General features: G+C 64.5%; 16 protein-coding genes. 2 read left to right on the plus strand and 14 right to left on the minus strand.

Going from position 1 to position 14,234, the window contains the following annotated elements:
• Nucleotides 1-143: 143 nt before the first annotated feature.
• The 11 genes from parC to rpoZ all read right to left on the minus strand — a co-directional run bounded on the left by parC (nucleotide 144) and on the right by rpoZ (nucleotide 11,024).
• On the minus strand, nucleotides 144-2,402 hold the full coding sequence (parC, locus tag ACKWRH_RS25645; RefSeq protein ID WP_445215789.1) for a DNA topoisomerase IV subunit A: 2,259 nt from the start codon (nucleotides 2,400-2,402) through the stop codon (nucleotides 144-146).
• Nucleotides 2,403-2,462: 60 nt separating this feature from the next.
• Nucleotides 2,463-2,741, minus strand: coding sequence for a hypothetical protein (locus tag ACKWRH_RS25650; RefSeq protein WP_445215790.1), 279 nt, complete (start codon nucleotides 2,739-2,741; stop codon nucleotides 2,463-2,465).
• A 101-nt stretch (nucleotides 2,742-2,842) separates the two neighbouring features.
• Nucleotides 2,843-3,595: a DNA repair protein RecO gene (gene recO, locus ACKWRH_RS25655; protein ID WP_445215791.1), complete on the minus strand. Its 753-nt coding sequence runs from the start codon at nucleotides 3,593-3,595 to the stop codon at nucleotides 2,843-2,845.
• A gap of 133 nt (nucleotides 3,596-3,728) precedes the next feature.
• On the minus strand, nucleotides 3,729-4,109 hold the full coding sequence (locus ACKWRH_RS25660) for a hypothetical protein (protein WP_445215792.1): 381 nt from the start codon (nucleotides 4,107-4,109) through the stop codon (nucleotides 3,729-3,731).
• 21 nt (nucleotides 4,110-4,130) lie between these two features.
• Nucleotides 4,131-5,057: a GTPase Era gene (gene era / locus ACKWRH_RS25665; protein WP_445215793.1), complete on the minus strand. Its 927-nt coding sequence runs from the start codon at nucleotides 5,055-5,057 to the stop codon at nucleotides 4,131-4,133.
• Nucleotides 5,047-5,913: a ribonuclease III gene (rnc, locus tag ACKWRH_RS25670; RefSeq protein WP_445215794.1), complete on the minus strand. Its 867-nt coding sequence runs from the start codon at nucleotides 5,911-5,913 to the stop codon at nucleotides 5,047-5,049. The genes era and rnc overlap by 11 nt, the downstream gene beginning before the upstream one ends.
• A complete protein-coding gene (gene lepB, locus ACKWRH_RS25675; RefSeq protein WP_015685654.1) occupies nucleotides 5,910-6,674 on the minus strand; it encodes a signal peptidase I in 765 nt (254 codons plus the stop codon). The genes rnc and lepB overlap by 4 nt, the downstream gene beginning before the upstream one ends.
• A 250-nt stretch (nucleotides 6,675-6,924) precedes the next feature.
• Nucleotides 6,925-7,344, minus strand: coding sequence for a holo-ACP synthase (gene acpS / locus ACKWRH_RS25680; RefSeq protein WP_445215795.1), 420 nt, complete (start codon nucleotides 7,342-7,344; stop codon nucleotides 6,925-6,927).
• Entirely contained in the window at nucleotides 7,341-8,093 is a 753-nt protein-coding gene (locus ACKWRH_RS25685) for a pyridoxine 5'-phosphate synthase (RefSeq protein WP_445215796.1), read from the minus strand. Before ACKWRH_RS25685 ends, acpS begins: the two co-directional genes overlap by 4 nt.
• Nucleotides 8,094-8,138: 45 nt before the next feature.
• Nucleotides 8,139-10,424, minus strand: coding sequence for a RelA/SpoT family protein (locus tag ACKWRH_RS25690; RefSeq protein WP_445215797.1), 2,286 nt, complete (start codon nucleotides 10,422-10,424; stop codon nucleotides 8,139-8,141).
• 207 nt (nucleotides 10,425-10,631) lie between these two features.
• The gene (gene rpoZ / locus ACKWRH_RS25695) at nucleotides 10,632-11,024 is read right to left on the minus strand and encodes a DNA-directed RNA polymerase subunit omega (RefSeq protein ID WP_014494742.1); all 393 of its coding nucleotides are present in this window, start codon (nucleotides 11,022-11,024) and stop codon (nucleotides 10,632-10,634) included.
• 329 nt (nucleotides 11,025-11,353) lie between these two features.
• On the opposite strand from rpoZ, the gene ACKWRH_RS25700 reads away from it, so the two are divergent.
• Both ACKWRH_RS25700 and ACKWRH_RS25705 read left to right on the plus strand, forming a co-directional pair.
• Nucleotides 11,354-12,001 carry a LabA-like NYN domain-containing protein gene (locus tag ACKWRH_RS25700; RefSeq protein WP_014494741.1) on the plus strand — a complete coding sequence of 216 codons (648 nt, stop codon included), beginning with the start codon at nucleotides 11,354-11,356 and terminating at the stop codon, nucleotides 11,999-12,001.
• Nucleotides 11,982-12,656: a uracil-DNA glycosylase gene (locus ACKWRH_RS25705; RefSeq protein WP_445215798.1), complete on the plus strand. Its 675-nt coding sequence runs from the start codon at nucleotides 11,982-11,984 to the stop codon at nucleotides 12,654-12,656. Before ACKWRH_RS25700 ends, ACKWRH_RS25705 begins: the two co-directional genes overlap by 20 nt.
• On the opposite strand, the gene ACKWRH_RS25710 is transcribed toward ACKWRH_RS25705, so the two are convergent.
• The 3 genes from ACKWRH_RS25710 to mscL are packed head-to-tail and all read right to left on the minus strand — an operon-like array spanning nucleotide 12,653 to nucleotide 14,199.
• The gene (locus ACKWRH_RS25710; RefSeq protein ID WP_445215799.1) at nucleotides 12,653-13,234 is read right to left on the minus strand and encodes a peroxiredoxin; all 582 of its coding nucleotides are present in this window, start codon (nucleotides 13,232-13,234) and stop codon (nucleotides 12,653-12,655) included. The genes ACKWRH_RS25705 and ACKWRH_RS25710 overlap by 4 nt on opposite strands.
• 15 nt (nucleotides 13,235-13,249) lie before the next feature.
• A complete protein-coding gene (smpB, locus tag ACKWRH_RS25715) occupies nucleotides 13,250-13,723 on the minus strand; it encodes an SsrA-binding protein SmpB (protein WP_008133025.1) in 474 nt (157 codons plus the stop codon).
• Nucleotides 13,724-13,782: 59 nt separating this feature from the next.
• Nucleotides 13,783-14,199, minus strand: coding sequence for a large conductance mechanosensitive channel protein MscL (gene mscL / locus ACKWRH_RS25720; protein WP_445222475.1), 417 nt, complete (start codon nucleotides 14,197-14,199; stop codon nucleotides 13,783-13,785).
• Nucleotides 14,200-14,234: the final 35 nt, after the last annotated feature.

Genomic DNA, 14,234 nt, shown 5'->3' on the forward strand with positions numbered 1-14,234 from the left:
CGCACCACTCTCTCGCTGTCATCGCCCGCGAAGGCGGGCGATCCAGTACTCCGTGACGTCAGTAATCGAACCGAGAAGCCCCGGCGGACTGCATGCCCCGGTCAAGCCGGGGCCTGACACCGTTGTTGTGGCGAGAGCCTACCTTACCCGATCACCTTGCCGAACTTGTTCGACTTCGGGAAACCCTTCGGCGGCAGGCGGCCGGCGTCGGCACGGGTGCCTTGCCACTCGGCGAGCTCCTTCATGGTCGCGGAGAATTCGCGGCCGGCGGAGTCCTTCCAGGTCAGGCCCGCCTTGGCCTCGAACACAGCGACGTCGGACAAGCCGCCGTCCTTGTACTTCTGCAGGCGCACGCCGCGACCGCGGGCCATCTCCGGCACCTGGTCGAGCGGGAAGATCAGCATCTTGCGGTTCTCGCCGATGACCGCGACGGTGTCGCCGATCACCTCGGTGACCGTGCGCGCCTCATTCGGCATGTCGACGTTGAGGACCTGCTTGCCCTTCTTGGTCGTGCCGACGCAATCGTCCTCGTTGACGACGAAGCCCTGGCCCTCGTGGCTCGCGACCAGGAATTTGCGCCCGCCCTTGTTGACGAACAGCGCAACGGGGGCTGCCTCCTGCTCGAGGTCGATGAACAAACGGATCGGCTCGCCATGGCCGCGACCGCCCGGAAGCTTTGCGACATCGAGCGAGTAGAATTTGCCGTTGGTGGCGAACAGCAGCAGCTTCGAGGTCGTCTCCGCGAAGAAGGCAAAACCGAGCTTGTCGTCCTGCTTGAAGGCCAGCCCCGAGAGATCCTCGACATGGCCCTTCATGGTGCGGATCCAGCCCTTGTCGGAGACCACGACCGTCACCGGCTCGCGCTCGACGAGGGCTTCTTCCATCGCGGCGAGGTCGTGCTCGGGCGCATCCGCAAAGGTGGTGCGGCGCTTGCCGAGCGGCGTCTTCGGTCCAAACATGTCGCGGACCTTGCCGACCTGCTCGCCGACTTTCTTCCACTGCTCCGGCTCCGAGGCGAGCACCGCATTGATGCCCTTGAGCTCGGCGCGGAGGTTCTTGTCCTCGGTGCGGATCTCCATTTCCTCGAGCTTGCGCAAGTTGCGCAGGCGCATGTTGAGGATGGCTTCGGCCTGCACCTCGGTGAGCTTGAACGCCTTGATCAGCGCCGGCTTCGGCTCGTCCACGGTGCGGATGATCCTGATCACCTCGTCGAGGTTCAAGTACGCGATCAACAAACCGCCCAGAACTTCGAGCCGGTGCTCGATCTGCGTCTTGCGGAAGTTGGTCCGGCGGATCAGGACGTCGCGCAGATGGTCGAGCCATTCGCGCAGGCACTCCGCGAGCCCGACGACCTTGGGGATGCGGCCCTTGATCAGCACGTTGAGGTTCAGCGGAATCTTGTTTTCGAGCTCGGTCAGCCGGAACAACGATTCCATCATCAGGGCGGGATCGACGTTCTTCGACTTCGGCTCGATCACGATGCGGACGTCTTCGGCCGACTCGTCCCTGATGTCGCCGACCAGCGGCAGCTTCTTCTGGTCCAGCAGCTCGGCGACCTTCTCGATCAGGCGCGACTTCTGCACCAGGAAGGGAATCTCGGTGACGACGACGACCCAGGTGCCGCGCGTACCCTCTTCCTGCTCCCATCGAGCGCGAACACGGAACGAGCCGCGACCCGTCGTATAGGCTTCAGCGATCGCCTGCTTGGAATCGACGCAGATGCCGCCGGTCGGGAAATCCGGGCCCTTCACCCACTTCAGCAGCGCCTTTGATTTCGCGTCGGGCTTCTCGATCAGGTGCAGCGCGGCGTCGCAGAGCTCGGCCGCGTTGTGCGGCGGGATCGAGGTCGCCATGCCGACCGCGATGCCCTGTGCGCCGTTGGCAAGCAGATTCGGGAAGCCGCCGGGCAGCACGACCGGCTCTTTCGACTGGCCGTCGTAATTGGCGCGGAACTCGACGCCGTCCTCGTCGATACCCTCGAGCAAAAGCCGCGCGACGTCGGTCATGCGCGCTTCGGTGTAGCGGTAGGCGGCCGGGTTATCGCCGTCGATATTGCCGAAATTACCCTGGCCGTCGACCAGCGGATAGCGCGAGGAGAAATCCTGCGCGAGGCGCACCATGGCGTCGTAGATCGCCTGGTCGCCATGCGGATGGAACGAGCCCATCACGTCGCCGACGATCTTGGCGGATTTCTTGAAGGCCGTGCCGGGGTCGAGCCTGAGCAGGCGCATGCCGTAGAGGATGCGCCGGTGCACCGGCTTCAGGCCGTCGCGCGCATCCGGCAGCGCACGGTGCATGATGGTGGAGAGCGCATAGGCGAGATAGCGCTCTTCCAGCGCCTCGCGCAGCGGCACCTCGTGAATTTCGGCCGGTTCCTCCGGCGGAATCAATCGTTTTCCCATGCCGCCCGGTTAAACCGTGGAAGCGAATCGGGCAAGGATCGATTGGTTCCCTGTGGGCGGCTATTGCCCTGCCCAGCCGGCGGTCACTGGCTGCTGGGTCTTGGCTTGCGCGGTGACCGGCGCATTGGTCAGGCAACGCCGGGCGACCTCGATTTCGGCCTCCGTTGCCCCCTTGGACCGCGCCCATGTCTCTGCGGCCGCAGCGGAATATTTCGCCACGTAATACCGGATCACGGTGCAGGATGCCCGGCGAAAGACACCTGGTTGCGGCTCGCCAGCCACCGCGTCAGGCGCGAACGCAAGCAGCGCCGCCGACAAGGCGAATCCCTTGATCAACATTTAGGCTGTCCCCTTTGTGGAACCCAGCGAGGCCAATTCAGCCGGGCGGGTTTCGTTCCCGGGAACATCATGCCCTCGGGCAACGCAGAGGCGCCCTCAGGTCATGGCACCGGAATGGCCGCCTTCGCCTGCTGCCGCGTCAGCGCATTGATGAAGCCGGCGCGCGCGTCGGAATGGCCCTGGCCGCGCGGCTCCAGCACATGGCGCAGCAGGAACAGGCCGGTGAGCCGGAAGCCGTCCTGGAGATCCTGGTCGGTGAGGTCGCTCGCGGCCTCGCCACGACGCAGGAACGGCGGCAGGCGCAACAGCCGGTCGCGCCATGGTTCGCCGGCCCCGCGCGACACCGCGCCGCCGGATTTCGGCGAAACATAGATCAGGTCCGTGGTCTCGCCGGTCACCGCGCAGTTTTCCAGCGCGAGCCCAAAGCCGAGCTCGGCGAGCATCGCCAGCTCGAAATGGATGAGGTGCACGGCGGCACTGCCGATATCGTCGAAATCATCGAGCGAATGTTCGAGCATCGCAAAGATGTCTTCGTGCGGATCGCGCTCCGGCAGCAGCCGCGCAATCGAGGCGAGATGAGTGACGCCATAAACCCCATGGGAGGATCCCAGCAGCGTCGCCGCGCGCAGCTTGAGGCCCTCGATCGCATAGATGCCGAGATGCTCGTCGAGCCGCGCCCGCCACACCACGCTGACGCTGTTGCCGGGCTGCAAGAGCGGCCGCATCCGCGAACCGGCGCCACCGCGCACGAGGCCGAGATGCCGGCCGTGCGCACGCGTCAGCAGCTCGACGATGGCGCTGCTCTCGCCATGCCGCCGCACGCCCAGCACGATGCCTTCGTCGGTCCATTCCATGGAAGGAAGTGTAGCGCAGTTCGGGCGATCTTAGGGTGGGCAAAGCGAAGCGTGCCCACCAATTTGATCCATCGCACGATCATGGTGGGCACGGCGCGCAAGGGCGCGCCTTTGCCCACCCTACGGCCCCGCGCTAGGCGTTGAACCAGCCCTGCGCGTCGCCGGTGAAGGAGAAATACAGCCCCATCGCCGTCAACACGCAGGAGACGATCTCGATGACGCTGTCGAGCTCCAGGCCCTTCTCGCCGATGATCTGGCCGAGCGAGATCACGGACAGCACGAGGGCCGCCGCCAGCACCCAGCGCGGCCAGTTCTTGCGCCAACGCGCAGCCAACCAGACGAAATAGACCAGCAGCAGGATCATGCCGCCGGCGAGCAGGGTCGCCATCATGATCATCTGCTCGGTCATCTCGGCATTGGGCGTGCGGTCCTGCACCGCGACCGACAGGGCATCCAGCATCAATGACGCATAGAGCAGCGCTTCGAAGCGCTGGACGTTGCTGGGTACGCTCATCGGTGACCGATCTTTTCTTGGTTATTCTTTGGGAAATTCCAGGCCCATCTCGCGATAGCGATCGGGATCGTCACCCCAGTTTTCGCGCACCTTGACGAACAGGAACAGGTGCACCGGCACGCCCAGGATCTCGCCGATCTCCTTGCGCGAGTCCGCGCCGATCGACTTGATGGTGGCGCCGCCTGCGCCGAGCACGATCTTGCGCTGGCTCTCGCGCTCGACGAAGATCGTCTGCTCGATGCGCACCGACTTGTCCTTGCGCTCTTCCCACTTGTCGGTCTCGACCGTGGATTGGTAGGGCAATTCCTGGTGCAGCTTGCGATAGATCTTCTCGCGCGTGATCTCGGCCGCAAGCTGCCGCATCGGCGCGTCCGACATCTGGTCTTCGGGATAGAGGAACGGGCCCGGCGGCACGATTTCGGCCAGCGTATGCCTGAGGTCGTCGACGCCGTCGCCCGAGATCGCCGCGATCATGAAGGTCTTCGCGAAGGCCATGCGTTCGTTGGCGGCCTGCGCCAGCGCCAGGAGCTTCTCGCGCTGGACCAGATCGACCTTGTTGATGACCAAGATCTTGTCGTGATTGACGCTCGCGGCCTTGGTGAGGATCGCCTCGGCCTCTTCATCAATCCCGGTCTTGGCGTCGAGCAGCACGCAGACGAGGTCGGCGTCATGCGCCCCGCTCCAGGCCGTCGAGACCATGGCGCGGTCGAGCCGGCGCTTGGGCAGGAAGATGCCCGGCGTGTCGACCAGGATGATCTGCGCGTTGTCCTCGATGACGATGCCGCGGATCAGCGCGCGCGTGGTCTGCACCTTGCGCGAGACAATCGTGACCTTGGCCCCGACCAGCGCATTGACCAGCGTGGATTTTCCGACATTCGGCGCGCCGATCAGCGCAACGAAGCCGCAGCGCGTTGCGGAGGGCGCCTCGCCGCTTGCTTCAGCCGTCATTGCCGCCGCCAACACCTTCACGTTCGATCATCACTGAGGCCGCCACCTTCTCCGCTGCACGCTTGCTGCCACCGACGCCTTCGGCCGGCGCCAATCCCGGCAGATCCACCGCGACGCGGAACTGCGGATCGTGATGCGGGCCGGTGCGCTCGACCTCGCGGTAAACCGGCGTCGGCAGCCCCTTCCCCTGCGCCCATTCCTGCAGCACGGTCTTGGGATCGCGCAGGGGACGCCGCGGCTTGTGCATGCGTTCGGTCCAGTTGCGCCTGACGAATTCCGCCGCCGCCGCGTAGCCACCGTCGAGGAAGACGGCGCCGATCACGGCCTCGCAGATGTCGCCGAGCACGCTCTTGCGCAGGCGGGCATCGGCGCTCGGCCCGACCGAACCGAGCTTGACGTCGTCGAGCAGACCGAGCGACTTGGCAACGTCGGCGCAGCTCTCCTTGCGCACCAGTTCGGCAAGTCGCTTGGATAGCTCGCCCTCGTCGGCATTCGGGAAGGCGTGATAGAGCATGTCGGAGACGACGAGCCCCAGCACATGGTCGCCCAGGAATTCCAGCCGCTGATAGCTGTCGCCGCGCTTGCGCCCGGACTTCAGCGCCGAGACATGCGTGATCGCCTGCATCAGCAGATTCGGATCGGCAAAGCCGTGGCCGATGCGCGCCTCGAGCGCTGCGTTCGCATCCGAGCCCTTGGCCTTGCTGCTGCGCACCCGCTTCTTCTTTGCAGGTGTCTTGGTTTCAGGTGTCTTGGTTTCAGGCGTCTTGGTCGCAAGCGTCTTGGTCGCCGCTTCGCCGTCGGCGGCCGCCGCGGGCTCGGTCGATTGGATCGGGATGTCCTTGGCTTCGTCTTTCATCGGACGATTTTGAAGAAACGGTTCCAGCGCACCGCCCAAGGCCAGCGCCAGAACATCCAGGCATGCTCGCCTTCGGCGATGGAGAAGAAGATCATCTGGGCGCGGCCGATCAAATTCTCCTGCGGCACGTAGCCGACCTGGCCGAGGAAGCGGCTGTCGGTGGAGTTGTCACGGTTGTCGCCCATCATGAAGAAATGGCCCGGCGGCACGTTGTAGACGTTGGTGTTGTCCATGTAGCCGTTATCGGCGCAGTCCAGCGTCTCATAGGACACGCCGTTCGGCAGCGTTTCCTTCCAGCGCTTCACCCGCGAGATGCCCCCGCCTTCGGAGCCGCAGGGATCCTCGCCGACAAATTCGCTCATGCGCTGCCGCTCGACCGGAGTGTCGTTGATGTAGAGCAGCCCATCCTTCATCTGGACGCGGTCGCCGGGAAGGCCGATGACGCGCTTGATGTAATCGGTGGAGTCGTCCTTCGGCAGACGGAACACGACGATGTCGCCGCGGTTCGGGTCCGAGCCCCAGATCCGCCCCGAGAACAGCGGCGGCGAGAACGGGATCGAGTAGTGGCTATAGCCGTAGGAATATTTCGAGACGAACAGATAGTCGCCGACCAGCAGCGTCGCCTTCATCGAGCCGGACGGAATGTTGAACGGCTGGAACAGGAACGTGCGGATCACGAGCGCGATCAGGAGAGCGTGGATCACGACGCGGATCGTTTCGCCGACGCCGCTTTCAGTTTTCGTTCCCGAAGTCACGCTCATTGCTCTCTCAATTCCGGCCGGCGGTCACAGAGCGCCCTCCTTTCGCGAACAGCCCATCGCTTCGCGGCCCAAGGAGATTGTCCTGATTCTGATAATGAGGGCCAATTCCGGCGTAAAGCCGAATTCGCCCAGGCTGATTTGCGTCCGCGGACTTTTAGACGGTTGTCGGGGGCCACGCAATCAAGGATCGCATCAAAACTGAATAAGTCATTGATTTTTAATGAGAATTATAAAAACGGCCCGCTGACGGTCAGGGCGTGGCCAGCGGCACGGCAGAAATGATGACGAAGGCCTGCGCCAGCGGCCAGTCGTCGGTGATCGACAGGTCGATCTTCGCCTCGAACCCCTCGGGCGTCAGGGCCTGGAGCCGGGCCAGCGCCCCACCCGTCAACTGCATGGTCGGCCGCCCTCCCGGCAGGTTGACCACCCCCATATCGCGCCACCAGACACCGTTCCGGATGCCGGTGCCGAGCGCCTTCGAGCAGGCCTCCTTGGCCGCGAAGCGCTTGGCGTAGGTCGCGACCACCATCTTCTCGCTCTTGGCGCGCCGCTCCGCCTTGGCCCGCTCGGCCGCGGTGAAGATCCGGTCGAGGAAACGCTCGCCATGGCGCTCGATCACCTTGCCGACGCGGGTGATGTCGATCAGGTCGGAGCCGATGCCGATGATCATGCCCGGCTCCGGCCGCGGTCCATCGCCGCGCGCATGCTGCGCACCGTCTCGGCGAGCCCGACGAACAGCGCCTCGCCGATCATGTAGTAGCCGATGTTGAGCTCCATGATCTCCGGCAGCGCCGCGATGGTCTCCGCCGTCGCATAGTCGAGCCCATGGCCCGCATGAACCTCGAGCCCCGCTTCCTTGGCCAGCTTCACCCCTGCCACGATCCGCTGCCATTCCGCCTCGGCCTTCCCGGTGTGGCCGTCGACGACGGCGTCGCACCAGGCCCCCGTGTGGATCTCGATCACGGGCGCACGCAGCCGCGCCGCCATCTCGATCTGCGCGGGATCCGCGGCGATGAACAGCGAGACCCGGATGCCCGCATCGTTCAACCGTGCGATGTAGGGCGCGAGCGCATCGTGCTGGCCGACGACGTCGAGGCCGCCTTCGGTCGTCACCTCCTGGCGGCGCTCCGGCACGAGGCACACCGCGTGCGGCTTGGTCGCGAGCGAGATGCGCATCATGTCGTCGGTCGCCGCCATCTCGAAATTGAGCGGCTTGGAGATCTCGGCCTTCAGCCGCGCCATGTCCTCATCGCGGATGTGGCGGCGATCCTCGCGCAGATGCGCGGTAATGCCGTCGGCGCCGGCCTCGATCGCAAGCAGCGCGGCGCGCACCGGATCGGGATTGCGGCCGCCGCGCGCGTTACGAAGGGTCGCGACATGGTCGACATTGACGCCGAGGCGGAGCGGAAGTGCGGGCATTTCAGGACTCACGAAATCGGGGGGACGGACGCCTACGAAAGGCGTCTATCCATTAACACGTTCGACGCGGGCGACGACCGCCTTCGCGCGCAACTGGGCGAGGATCGCGCTCAAATGCTTCAGATCGTAGACTTCGAGATCGATCGTCGTCTCGGTGAAGTCGGGCGAGCGGCGCTGCATGCTGATGTTGTCGATGTTGCCGTCGTGCTCGGCGATCACGGTCGCGATCTGCGCCAGCGCGCCGGGCTCGTTGACGTTCTCGACCTTGATGCGGGCCGGGAAGCGCTGCGGCGCGGAATCCTCGATGTCCCAGCGCACGTCGAGCCAGCGCTCCGGCTCCTCCTCGAAATCCTTCAGGGCCGGCGCCTGGATCGGGTAGATCGTGATCCCCTCGCCCGGCGTGACGATGCCGACGATGCGGTCCCCGGGCACGGCGCCGCCGTTCGGCGCGAACTTCACCGGCAGGTCGGAATTGATGCCGCGGATCGGGATCGCGACCGGGCTGCGCGGCGGCTCCGACGACTTCTCCCTGAGCTTGGCGGCGAGCCCCTTCTTGACGCCGTAGCGCGCGATGCGCTCCTCCTTGTAGTCGGGATACATCGCACGCGCGACGTGGGAGGCCTTGATCTCGCCACGGCCGACCGCCGCCATGACGTCCTCGATCGAGGTGCGCGCCAGCCGCGGCAGCGCGCCCTTGAGCTTGTCGTCGGCGTATTCGATCTTGGCGCGCTCGAACAGGCGTTCGACGATGCGCCGGCCGAGACCGACATATTGGTCGCGCACCGCAGTCCTGGTGGCGCGGCGGATCGCGGCGCGCGCCTTGCCGGTGACCGCGAGCGTTTCCCAGGCCGACGGCGGCGCTGCTTGCGCCTCCGAGGTCAGCACCTCGACCTCGTCGCCGTTCTGGAGCTCCGAGGACAGCGGCGCGAACTGGCCGTTGATCTTGCAGCCGACGGCGCTGTTGCCGACGTCGGTATGCACGGCATAGGCGAAGTCGATCACATTGGCATGGCGCGGCAGCGCGATCAGCTTGCCCTTCGGGGTGAAGCAGAACACCTGGTCGTGGAACAGCTCGAGCTTGGTGTGCTCAAGGAACTCCTCGGGGTTGGCGCTCTCCGAGAGGATGCCGATGGTGTGGCGCAACCAGGCGAACGCATTGGACTCGCGCTTGAGAAACTCGGTCGGCGAGCCCACGTCTTCCTTGTAGAACACGTGTGCGGCGATGCCGCGCTCGGCGATCTGGTCCATCGCCTCGGTACGGATCTGCAGCTCGACGCGCTGGTTGCCGGGGCCGATCACGGTGGTGTGGATCGAGCGGTAGTCGTTCTGCTTCGGCGTCGAGATGTAGTCCTTGAAACGTCCGGGCACGACCGGCCAGTTGGTGTGGACGATGCCGAGCGCGCGATAGCAGGCCTCGATGTCGTTGACGACGAGGCGGAAGCCGAAGATGTCGGACAATTGCTCGAAGCCGACCGACTTGCGCTCCATCTTGGTCCAGATCGAGAACGGCTTCTTGCGGCGGCCATAGACCCGCGCGCCCAGCCCCCGGTGGCGCAGATTGTTGGAGAGCTGGTCCTCGATTTCGCCGATCAGGTTGCGGTTGCGCTCGGCGAGCGCGTCGAGCCGCTGCATCACCACCGAATAGGCTTCGGGATCGAGGGTGCGGAAGGACAAATCCTCCAGCTCCTCGCGCATTTCCTGCATGCCCATGCGTCCGGCCAGCGGCGCATAGATGTCGAGCGTCTCTTCGGCAATGCGCCGTCGCGACTCCGTCGGCACGAAGTCCAGCGTACGCATGTTGTGCAGGCGGTCGGCGAGCTTGACCAGCAGAACGCGGACATCGTCGGCAATGGCCAGCAACAATTTGCGCAGGTTCTCGGCCTGCTTGGCCTCGCGCGACACCAGTTCCAGCCGCTTCAGCTTGGTCAGGCCCTCGACCAGCGCGCCGATCTCGGGTCCGAAGATCTGGTCGATCTCGGCACGCGTCGCCTCGGTGTCCTCGATCGTGTCGTGCAGCAGCGCGGCCACGATGGTGGCATCGTCGAGCTTCAGATCGGTGAGAATCGCCGCCACTTCGAGCGGGTGCGAGAAGTACGGATCGCCCGAGGCACGGGTCTGCGAGCCGTGCGCCTTCATGGCGTAGACATAGGCGCGGTTCAGCAGGTCTTCGTTGGTATTGGGATTGTAGGACCTGACGCGCTCGACGAGGTCATATTGACGCATCATCCGCGCGCGAGGCTTGGCCGGGCGCCCCACCGGCGCAGTCGGGGCCACGGCAACCGATTCGGTTGCGGCCAGCATCTGCGTTTGTCTCCGGCGCCGATACACCATGCCATCCTGCCTTCAAACGGACCATCAGCCGCCCGTTGCATACATCTTAGCCCCGATCGCGCGTGCGTCCGATCAATTCGGTGACAGGCAAGCAACGCGATGCGGCAACGCTATGGTAACCACGAAAACGCCAACAAAAGCAAAGGCCCGAACACGGGTTCGGGCCTTTGATAAGATCACAAGAAGTCGACGACTGCGACGGGACGATTACTCGTCCTCCTCGGGCTGTTCTTCCGGCGGCGCGAGGCCCTCGAGGCCCTTCAGGAGCTCCTCTTCGGTCATGCGCTCAACGGCAACTTCGGTATCGTCGGCATCGACGCTGGCACCGGCGGAACCGATCAGCGGGACCGTATCGGGCTCGGGCTCGTCGACCTCGACGAATTTCTGGAGCGAGTGGACCAGCTCCTCGCGGAGGTCCTCCGGCGAGATGGTTTCGTCCGCAATTTCGCGCAAAGACACAACGGGGTTCTTGTCGTTATCGCGGTCAACCGTTAGTTGTGAACCGGACGAAATCATGCGGGCCCGGTGGGCGGCCAGCAGGACTAGGTCAAACCGGTTGTCGACCTTGTCGATACAATCTTCTACGGTGACGCGAGCCATGGACTGTCGCTCCGTTGTGGGTGGGACGAAATATGTGGATGATTGGGGCTAGTTATAGGGGACAGGGCGATTTCGCAAGGCCAATTTGTGATTTGGCCTCGCCAAACGGCTCTGCTACCCCCACATTGGGGCTGGGATGGGTGGTTTGCCGGGCTGCCATTGAGGGTGGCGCCGGGCGTATGCAGGTCCGCCATAACTATACCTTGATTGCCACGACTTCTCCGGATTTGCGGTTTCGACGGGTTTCGGCGGCACCATAAGACTGCGCGGCTTGCTGTCGCCGCGCCAACAATAAACGATCAATCACGAACGCTACGCGAGCAAACTGAATGTCACCTTCTGCCACTAACAAGATCGCGCTCTTCATCGACGGGGCCAATCTCTACGCGACGGCGAAAACTCTGGGCTTCGACATCGACTACAAGCGCCTGCTGAAGGAGTTTCAGAGCCGCGGGACGCTGTTGCGGGCGTTCTACTACACCGCGATCATCGAGGATCAGGAATACTCCTCGATCCGCCCGCTGATCGACTGGCTCGACTACAACGGCTACACGGTCGTCACCAAGGCGACCAAGGAGTTCATCGACGCCTCCGGCCGCCGCAAGGTCAAGGGCAACATGGACATCGAGCTCGCCGTGGACGCCATGGAGCTCGCCGAGCACATCGACCAGATGGTGCTGTTCTCGGGTGACGGCGACTTCCGCTCCCTGGTCGAAGCCGTCCAGCGCCGCGGCGTCCGGGTCACCGTGATCTCCACCATCGCGAGCCAGCCGCCGATGATCGCCGACGAGCTGCGCCGCCAGGCCGACGTCTTCACCGACCTCGTCGAGCTGCAATCCAAGCTCGGCCGCGACCCGTCCGAACGCCCCGCCCCGCGTGACCGCGGCGAGCGTGGCGAGGGACGCCATCACGCCCCGCAGTTCCTCCAGCGCGCGACCACGATGGCGCCGAGGGGCGATGACGACTTCGAGGAGTGAGGCGGCCCGGTCAAGCCGCCAGCCTCTCACCCTCGTCCCCGACCGTGACTGTCCGCTTTGTCCGCGCCTGGTCGCCTTTCGCGAGGCGAACCGCGCGCGTGAGCCGTTGTGGCACAATGCGCCGGTCCCCCCCTTCGGCGACATCAAGGCGCGCCTGCTGATCGTTGGCCTGGCGCCAGGCATGCAGGGCGCCAACCGCACCGGCCGCCCCTTCACCGGCGACTATGCCGGCGATCTGCTCTACGCCACGCTGCTCGAATACGGCTTCGCCAAGGGCACCTATCAGGCGCGGCCCGACGACGGCCTGAAGCTGGTCGACTGCCGGATCGCCAACGCCGTGCATTGCGTTCCGCCGCAGAACAAGCCGCTGCCGGTCGAGATCAACACCTGCCGCCAGTTCCTCGGGGCGAATCTCGCGACGATGCCGAAGCTGCGCGCCATCGTCGCGCTCGGACGCATTGCGCACGACACGGTGCTCAAACCGCTGAACCTGAAGGCCTCGCAAGCTCCCTTCGGCCACGGCGCCGTGCATCAGGCAGGCGCATTCAGGCTCTACGACAGCTATCATTGCTCGCGCTACAATACGAACACCGGCGTGCTGACGACGGATATGTTCCGCAGCGTGTTCGCGAAGGTGAAGGCCGACCTGGACTAGGGCTCGGCTCGATTGGCCTTCAGCCAGTCCAGGACATCGCCGGCGTTCCGGTCGGGCGGAAACACCGGATAGAACACATGCGTGACCTCGGCATCGTCGATGATCAGCGCAAGCCGCTTGATCAAGGTCAGGCCAGCGACCTCCATGGTCGGCAGATTGAGGGCGCGCGTCAGCGCCAGCTTCTCGTCCGACAGCACGGGGAACGGCAGGTGCAGCCTTGACGCCATCTCGGTCTGGTACGCGTTGCTCTGGGTCGAGAGGCCGTACACCTGGGCGGCGCCGGCGGCTTTCAGCTCGGCAAACAGATCACGAAACGCGCAAGTCTGCGGCGTGCAACCGCGCGCGCCCGGGATCATGTCCCAATCGTCGACCAGCCCGATCTTGCCGGGCTCGCCGGTGCGTGGATAGGCGAACACCACGGTCCGACCGGAGAGCGCTGACAGATTCACCGACGTATCGTCGGTCGCGAGCAGGCTGACCGGAGGCAAGGTCAGGCCCTTGAGATGCGCGGCGCCGCCGTCGTCGGCGGGTGCGGGAATCTGGCTCCAATCGACTTCGAGCAGGTTCTTCTGAGTCATCCCGTCCTCTTGCCGCTATCCCCTCGCCCGCAACAGTCGGCCCTTCTCCCGGCTCCAGTCGCGCTTCTTCTCGGACTCGCGTTTGTCGTGCAGCTTCTTGCCTTTTGCAACTGCCAGCTGCAGCTTGGCCCGCCCGCGCTCGTTGAAATAGAGCTTGAGCGGGATCAGCGTCATGCCTTCGCGGTCGACCGCGCCCATCAGCTTGTTGATCTGCTTGCGATGCAGAAGCAGCTTTCGCGGCCGCTTGGGTTCGTGATTGAAGCGGTTGCCCTGGAGATATTCGGGAATGGTGGCGTTGATCAGCCAGATCTCGCCGTCCTTGGAATCGGCGTAGGACTCCGCGATCGTACTCTTGCCGTTGCGGATCGACTTGACCTCGGTGCCGGTGAGCGCAATGCCCGCCTCGATCGTGTCTTCGATCGCATAGTTGAAGCGGGCCTTGCGATTTTCCGCCATGACCTTGATTGGACGTTCGTTCTTGTCGGCCATGGAAGACAAACCTGATCGAGATGCGCGAGGACGCTAACAGTTTGGATGAAGCGCGCGCGTCAAGACTTCTTGAGGAGATCGCGGATCTCGGTCAGCAGTTCGACCTCGGCCGACGGTTTTGGTGGAGCGGCGGGCGCAGCCTCCTCCTTGCGCTTCAAGGTGTTCATGGCACGGATCACCAGGAACAGCACGAAGGCGATGATGATGAAGTTGATCGTCAGCGTGAGGAAGCTACCCCAAGCCAAGACGGCGCCCTGCTTTTTTGCGTCCGCGAGATTTGCGGCGGTGACCTTGCTCGAAAGTGGCGTGAAGTAGTTCGAGAAGTCGAGCCCGCCGGTAGCCGCGCCGATGATCGGCATGATCACGTCGCCGACGAGCGAAGTGACGATGGCGCCGAAGGCCGCGCCGATGATGACGCCAACCGCGAGATCGACGACGTTGCCCTTCATGGCAAATTCGCGGAACTCCGTGAGCATCTTCCTGCCCTTCTCGTCGACGCTCATGAACGGCT

The sequence above is a fragment of the Bradyrhizobium sp. Pa8 genome (assembly GCF_052588265.1).